Below are 7249 nucleotides of genomic sequence, written 5' to 3'. Positions count from 1 at the left end.
GGCGCGAAGCGGCCCTGTGCATTTTTCCAGTCGAACCCGACTCATCGGATTTGGGACTGCTGCGCAGCCTGGCGGGAGCAAGCTCCCTCGCCACAAAAAGCAGTATTCATGAGATTGAAATACACGGATTTTCGCAATAACACTAAGGAGCTGACGAAGGCTGCGATCTTTTTTTTTCTTAGAAAGCCAAGATCGCAGCCTTCGGCAGCTCCTACAGGGGAGCGTTGGCGCATACCTGTGGTGAGGGGATTCATCCCCGATGGGGCGCGAAGCGGCCCTGATCAGTTTTGCGGTAAGTCGAGTCGTTCGGGTGTGCGACTGCTGCGCAGTCGATCGGGGATAAATCCCCTCACCACAAATGTTAGTTCCCAGGCCCGGGTTAGGGACCGTAAACGGATTTTTCGCAATAACACTAAGGAAGGTCGCTGGATGAATAACAACAATACCCCCGCGCAAACGGGTGGTCGCTTCGCCATGAAAACCCTCAATTGCGCCGTGCTTTGCGCGTTGACCACCTGGGGTACCGCGCAGGCGGCGCCGTATGTGGAAAACGGTCGCACTGGCGATCCTGCCAGTTGGCGCAGCGCCGAGTTCCAGGCTGACTGGGGTCTGGGTGCGATCGGTGCCGATCATGCCTACGCTGCCGGTTACACCGGCAAAGGCGTGAAACTGGGGATCTTCGATCAGCCGGTGTACGCCGCGCACCCGGAGTTTTCCGGCGCCAACAAAGTCGTCACCCTGGTCACCAGCGGGATCCGTGAATACACCGACCCGTACATTCCGGTCAAAGCCGGGGACGCGTTTCGCTATGACGGTTCACCCTCGGTCGGCTCCGACGGCAAACTCGGCGCCCACGGTACCCACGTCGGTGGTATCGCCGCTGGCAGCCGTGATGGCGGGCCAATGCACGGTGTCGCGTTCGGTGCGCAGATCATCAGTGCCGACAACGGTGACCCCGGCCCGGAAGACGGCATCGTTCGTGGCAACGATGGCGCGGTGTACAAGGCCGGTTGGGATGCGCTGATCGCCAGTGGCGCGCGGATCATCAACAACAGCTGGGGCATCGGCATCACTGACCGTTTCGACCTCGGCGGCCGCAACCCGGCGTATCCGCACTTCACCGTCAACGACGCGCAATTGCAGTTCAATGAAATCCGTACGCTGCTCGGCACCAAGCCCGGCGGTGCCTACGACGGTGCGATTGCCGCCGCCCGTAGCGGTATCGTGACCATCTTCGCCGCCGGCAACGATTACAACCTGAACAACCCGGACGCCATCGCCGGCCTCGGTTACTTCGTGCCGGACATCGCGCCGAACTGGATCACCGTCGCCGCGTTGCAGAAGAACCCGGATCTGGTCAGCGCCAACCCGTACATCATGAGTACGTTCTCGTCACGTTGCGGCTACACCGCGAGTTTCTGCGTCTCGGCGCCGGGCACGAAAATCTATAGCTCGATCATCAGCGGCACCAACGCCGACAACCTGACCACCGGCTACGCCAACTACAACGGCACCTCGATGGCCGCGCCGCATGTGGCCGGTTCCATGGCGGTGTTGATGGAGCGCTTCCCGTACATGACCGGCGATCAGGTCGCTACGGTGTTGCGCACCACGGCCACCGACCTCGGCGCCCCGGGCATCGACGCCTTGTACGGCTGGGGCATGATCAACCTGCGCAAGGGCATCGACGGCCCGGCGATGTTCGTCACCGAGCAGGACATCCCGGAAGAATTCCGCATTCAGGGCGCCTACGGTTCCGGGCAGTTCGTCGCGGACCTGCCGGGCATCGGCGCGATCATCGACAAGGGCAAACCGACCGAGCGTGTGTGCACCGACATCACCTGCGGCCTCGACACCTGGCGCAACGACATTTCCGGTCACGGTGGCCTGACCAAACAGGGTATCGGCACGCTGGTGCTGACCGGCAACAACACCTACAGCGGCCCGACTCTGGTCAATCAGGGGCGTCTGGCAATCAACGGCTCGCTGGCCTCGGCCGTTACGGTCAACGACAGCGGCATCCTCGGTGGTAACGGCCGCATCGGTGCACTGACTGCGAAAAGCGGCGGTACGGTGGCGCCGGGCAACTCGATCGGCATGCTGAACGTGGCCGGAGACGTGACCTTCGAGCCGGGCTCGACCTATGCGGTGGAAGTGTCGCCGACCAGCAGCGACAAGATCGTTGCCGGTGGCAAAGCGCTGATCGACGGTGCCACGGTCAGTCTGTCGCTGGAAAACAGCCCGACGTTGCTGACGACTGCTGAAGTGAAAAGCCTGCAGGGTGCTCAATTCAACATTCTGCAAGCGGCCGGTGGCATTCAGGGGCAGTTCGGGCAAGTGCTGCCGAACTACGCGTTCCTTGGCGGCACCCTGGCGTACTCGGCAAACGGTGTGCAACTGGACGTCGGGCGCAATGGCGCGTCGTTCGCCAGTGTTGGTCTGACGCCGAACCAGCGTGCAGTCGGCGCGGCTGTCGAAGGTCTTGGGGCAGGCAATGCGTTGTTCGAAACCCTGCTGCTGTCGCCGAACGCGGCGTCGGCGCAACAGGCCTTCCAGCAACTGTCCGGCGAGATTCACCCGGCGATTGGCACAATGCTGATCAACGACAGCCGCTACCTGCGTGAGGCAGTGGGCGAGCGTCTGCGTGAGCGTGATCTGTTCAATGCCGACGCGCCGACTGACGATCGCAGCAATGCCTGGGTCAAGGTGCTGGGTTCGTGGGGCAAGAGCGATGGCGGCCATGAAAACGCCGACTCCAACAGCTCCATCGGCGGCTTGCTGGCCGGTGTCGACGGCTTGATTGCTGAAGATACCCGTCTGGGTTTCGTTACCGGTTATAGCGACAGCTCGTTGAACATGGGCGGTGGCACGCATTCGTCGGCCTCGGTCGACAGCTACCATCTGGGTGCGTACCTGGGGCATCAGATCGATGCGCTGCGCCTGACCGCCGGTGCGGCTTACAGCTGGCACCGCGTGGACGTGAAGCGTGATCTGCAGTTCGCAGGCGTCAGCGGCAAAGAGAAAACCAAGCACGATGCGGCCACCACTCAGGTGTTCACCGAAGCGGCTTACGATCTGCGTCTGCAACCGATGAACCTGGAGCCGTTCGCCAATCTGTCCTACGTGCATCTGAACACCGACAGCTTCACCGAAAAGGGTGATGCCGCGGCGCTCAAGAGCTCTGAAGACAACCGCGATGTGGTGCTGTCGACCCTTGGCGTACGCGCCAAGCGCACCTTCGCGCTGTCGGACAAACATCAGCTGGAACTGGGCGCGACCCTCGGCTGGCAGCACAACCTGAGCAGTGTCGATGCTGACAGCCACCTGGCCTTTGCCAATGGCAACAGCGCGTTCACCGTGCAGAGTGTGTCGATGGATCGTGATGCGGCAGTGGTCGGCGTCCGTGCCGGGCTGGCGCTCAATCGCGATGTCCGGGTCAACCTGGACTACAACGGACTGATCGGTAACAACGAGAAAGACCACGGTGTGGGTCTGACCCTCGACTGGCAGTTCTGATGGAGTACTGGCAGTCTCGCGGGAGGCTGCCAGTCCTGATTGAAGGAAGAGAGAGCACAACATGGGATTGTTCGATTACAAAAATGCCGATGGCAAAGCGTTGTACAGCGACGCCATCGCCCTGACGCTGTACGCCTACACCCCGACCGGCAAGCCGTTACCGGCCACCGGTTGGAAACCGCTCAGCGCCACGGCGTTGGGCTATCAGGGCAAGGTTGGCGCGCAAGGCACGTTCTTCGGCGAGAAGGACGGCTTCACCAGCGCCGAGGCCGAAGTGCTCGGCCGGTACGACGCTGGCGGCAAGTTGATCGGTATCGGTGTGGCTTTTCGCGGCACCGGCGGGCTGGGCTACAGCGACACCTTCGGCGACATGAAAAACAATCTGCTGGCCGCCATCGGGCCGTCGGATTACGCGAGCAACTACGCGAAAAACGCTTTCGACAACCTGCTCAAGGCTGTCGCCGCGTTTGCCATCGCCAATGGCATCGCCGCCAAGGACGTGCTGTTCAGCGGCCACAGCCTCGGCGGGCTAGGGGTCAACAGCGTGGCCGAGTTGAGCGGCAGCAATTGGGGCGGGTACTTCAAGGACGCCAACTATATCGCGTTCGCTTCACCGACCCAGAGCAGCACCGGCAACAACGTGCTGAACATCGGTTACGAAAACGATCCGGTGTTCCGTGCGCTGGACGGCACCACGTTCAGCAGCGGGTCGCTGGGCAAGCACGACGGGGCGCATGAGTCGACCACCGACAACATCGTCAATTTCAACGACTACTACGCATCCACCGCGCAGAATCTGGTGCCGTTCAGCATCGTCAATCCGCTGAGCTGGTCGGCCCATGGCTCGCTGGGCTATGCCGATGGCTTGAACCGGGTGATCGATTCGAAGTTCTACAACCTGACGCACAAGGACTCGACCCTCATCGTCTCCAACCTGGAAGAAGCGTCCCGGGGCAAGACCTGGGTCGAGGATCTGGGGCGCAGCGGCGAGCCGCATACTGGCAGCACTTTCATCATCGGTACTCAGAGCAATGACTGGCTCAAGGGCGGGGCGGGTAACGATTTCCTCGAAGGGCTGGGCGGTGATGACCGGTTCCGTGATGACGGTGGTTTCAACATTCTGCTGGGGGGACAGGGCCACAACACGTTCGAGCTGCAGAAACCGCTGCAGAACTTCAGCTTCGCCAACGACGGTGACGGCACGCTGTACGTGCGCGACGCCTACGGCGGCATCAGCATGACCCGCGACATCGGCGCGCTGGTGAGCAAGGAATCGGGTTCGTGGTGGGGCAGCAAGGAAATCACCTGGGGCGTCACGGCCAAGGGTTTGACCAATGGCAACGAACTGACCCAGTACACCCATTCGCTCAATGGCGATGCGTACGCCAACGCGCTGCACGCCACGGCGGACGGTGACTGGCTGTTCGGTCTCGGCGGCGACGACAAGCTGATCAGCGACAAGGGCCACGTGACCTTCGTCGGCGGCGCCGGCAATGACGTGATGACGGCGGTGGGGGGCAACAACACCTTCCTGTTCAGCGGCGCGTTCGGTTTTGACGCGATCAATGGCTACCAGGGCAGCGACAAACTGGTGTTCATGGGCGTCGAAGGCGCGGGGCAGGGCTACGACTACAAGCAGCATGCTGCACAATCGGGCGCCGACACCGTGCTGAAGATTGGCGAGTATGCCGTGACCCTGGTCGGGGTGGGAGTGGCTAACCTGTCGGACTCGTCTTTCGTGTTCGCGTAATTAACCAGCCTCTGTAGGAGCTGCCGCAGGCTGCGATCTGTTGATTTTGATTTTCAAGATCAAAAGATCGCAGCCTCGTTTCACTCGACAGCTCCTACAGGGATTTATGGATGTAGGAGCTGCCGCAGGCTGCGATCTTTTGATTTTGACTTTCAAGATCAAAAGATCGCAGCCTCGTTGCACTCGACAGCGCCTACAGGGATTTATGGATGTAGGAGCTGCCGCAGGCTGCGATCTGTTGATTTTCATTTTCAAGATCAAAAGATCGCAGCCTCGTTGCACGACAGCGCCTACAGGGATTTATGGATGTAGGAGCTGCCGCAGGCTGCGATCTTTTGATTTTGATTTTCAAGATCAAAAGATCGCAGCCTCGTTGCACTCGACAGCTCCTACAGGGATTTGTGGATGTAGGAGCTGCCGCAGGCTGCGATCTGTTGATTTTGATTTTCAGGATCAAAAGATCGCAGCCTCGTTTCACTCGACAGCTCCTACAGGGATTTATGGATGTAGGAGCTGCCGCAGGCTGCGATCTGTTGATTTTGATTTTCAGGACCAAAAGATCGCAGCCTCGTTGCACTCGGCAGCTCCTACAGGGGTTTATGGATGTAGGAGCTGCCGCAGGCTGCGATCTTTTGATTTTGATTTTCAGGATCAAAAGATCGCAGCCATTTACGCAAGTAGTACTGAAATGCTCCGGGGCGTGCCCGCGAGGGGCGCCTTGGCTGTGAGCTATCTCTGACAATTCCAACAAAAGAGAGGCAATAGCAATGGGTGTGTATGACTACAAGAACTTCGGTACAGCCGATTCCAAGGCACTGTTCAGCGATGCCATGGCGATCACGCTGTATTCCTATCACAACCTCGATAACGGCTTTGCCGCCGGGTATCAGCACAACGGTTTCGGTCTCGGCCTGCCGGCAACACTGGTCACGGCGCTGCTCGGTGGCACCGATTCGCAAGGGGTGATTCCCGGTATTCCGTGGAACCCCGACTCGGAAAAACTCGCCCTCGACGCCGTGAAAAAGGCCGGCTGGACACCGATCACCGCCGCGCAACTGGGCTACGACGGCAAGACCGATGCCCGTGGCACCTTCTTCGGCGAGAAGGCCGGTTACACCACCGCCCAGGTGGAAATCCTCGGCAAGTACGACGCCCAGGGCCATCTCACGGAAATCGGCGTTGCCTTTCGCGGCACCAGCGGCCCGCGGGAAAACCTGATCCTCGACTCCATCGGCGACGTGATCAACGACCTGCTGGCCGCCTTCGGCCCCAAGGATTACGCCAAAAACTACGTCGGCGAAGCGTTCGGCAATCTGCTCAATGACGTGGTGGCGTTCGCCAAGGCCAACGGCCTCAGCGGCAAGGACGTGCTGGTCAGCGGCCACAGCCTCGGCGGGCTGGCGGTCAACAGCATGGCCGACCTCAGCGGCGGCAAGTGGGGCGGGTTCTTCGCCGATTCCAACTACATCGCCTACGCCTCGCCAACCCAGAGCAGCACCGACAAGGTGCTCAACGTCGGTTACGAAAACGACCCGGTGTTCCGCGCCCTCGACGGCTCAACCTTTACCGGCGCCTCGGTCGGCGTGCACGACGCGCCCAAGGAATCGGCAACCGACAACATCGTCAGCTTCAACGATCACTACGCCTCGACCGCATGGAATCTGCTGCCGTTCTCCATCCTCAACATCCCGACCTGGATCTCGCACCTGCCCACCGCTTACGGCGACGGCATGAACCGGATCATCGAGTCGAAGTTTTACGACCTCACCAGCAAGGACTCGACGATCATCGTCGCCAACCTGTCGGACCCGGCGCGGGCCAACACCTGGGTGCAGGATCTCAACCGCAACGCCGAGACCCACAAGGGCAGCACCTTCATCATTGGCAGCGACAGCAACGACCTGATCCAGGGCGGCAGCGGCAATGACTACCTCGAAGGTCGCGCTGGCAACGACACCTTCCGCGACGCTGGTGGCTACAACG

At 60.6% G+C, this 7249-nt stretch carries 3 protein-coding genes; all 3 read left to right on the top strand.

All coding sequences use genetic code 11. From position 1 onward, the window contains the following. The first annotated feature begins 429 nt into the window (after positions 1–429). A complete protein-coding gene (locus tag DBR18_RS00015) occupies positions 430–3516 on the top strand; it encodes an autotransporter serine protease (protein WP_108588796.1) in 3087 nt (1028 codons plus the stop codon). A gap of 61 nt (positions 3517–3577) precedes the next feature. Next, a complete protein-coding gene (locus tag DBR18_RS00010) occupies positions 3578–5266 on the top strand; it encodes a polyurethanase (protein WP_108588795.1) in 1689 nt (562 codons plus the stop codon). Positions 5267–6033: 767 nt separating this feature from the next. Then, positions 6034–7249, top strand: a 1216-nt coding sequence (locus tag DBR18_RS00005) for a polyurethanase (protein WP_108588794.1), incomplete at its 3' end; no start/stop codon positions are given.

The organism is Pseudomonas sp. HMWF021, from assembly GCF_003061005.1.
GTDB lineage: Bacteria > Pseudomonadota > Gammaproteobacteria > Pseudomonadales > Pseudomonadaceae > Aquipseudomonas.
This window is presented reverse-complemented; position numbering and strand designations above follow the sequence as displayed.